The following is a 551-nucleotide window of genomic DNA, read 5'->3' as shown; positions in this document are numbered from 1 at the left end:
GACGACGATCCTCTTCATCACGAGTGGGAACCCTGACCATCGCACACCCTTGGTTCACCTCGCTTGTAGGCCAGAAGCGTCCGCACCAAGGTTTCCCCATCAATTTTGTCGGTCTTCGCCCGCCGATGTTTTCGGGACGTCAGAACCGAAGCAGGATCAACTACCCAGCTTTCGATTCCATTCTTCTCAAGTGTGCGGTGGATCCAGAATCCGTCGAGACCGGCTTCTTGGATAACGACCACGGGATACGTTTTGCCGGTGCGCGATCGCCCCTTCTGTTGGAGTTCTGCGAGCCTTTTCAGGAGATCCGCAACATCGCCTCCCAGAACTGAGTGCTTCGACATTTTCTCTCCCCCTCCCGGCGAAAGAGATGTGATCAACCACCGTGTTCTGCTCAATTCCAGCGACACGAAGATCGCGCAGAGTTCGGTGCGAATGGCGATCGAAGTTTCAAATTGACCGGTTTGCATGCCTGGCTCCCGAGTGGTGTTTGTAACAACCACACATTCGCAAGAGCGGTGGCTGCTATCCAGTCGCCCATAGGATCTTCT

The 551-nt window shown here is 54.8% G+C and carries 1 pseudogene; it reads right to left on the bottom strand.

Annotated features, from left to right (window positions below):
- A pseudogene (locus tag NKH05_RS33040) lies at positions 1–470 on the bottom strand (transposase); the annotation flags it as partial.
- Between the last annotated feature and the right edge of the window lie 81 nt (positions 471–551).

This window comes from Mesorhizobium sp. M1399, assembly GCF_040317735.1.
Lineage (GTDB): Bacteria > Pseudomonadota > Alphaproteobacteria > Rhizobiales > Rhizobiaceae > Mesorhizobium.
Note: the sequence above shows the minus strand (reverse complement) of the source record. Positions and strands in the feature narration are given on the sequence as shown.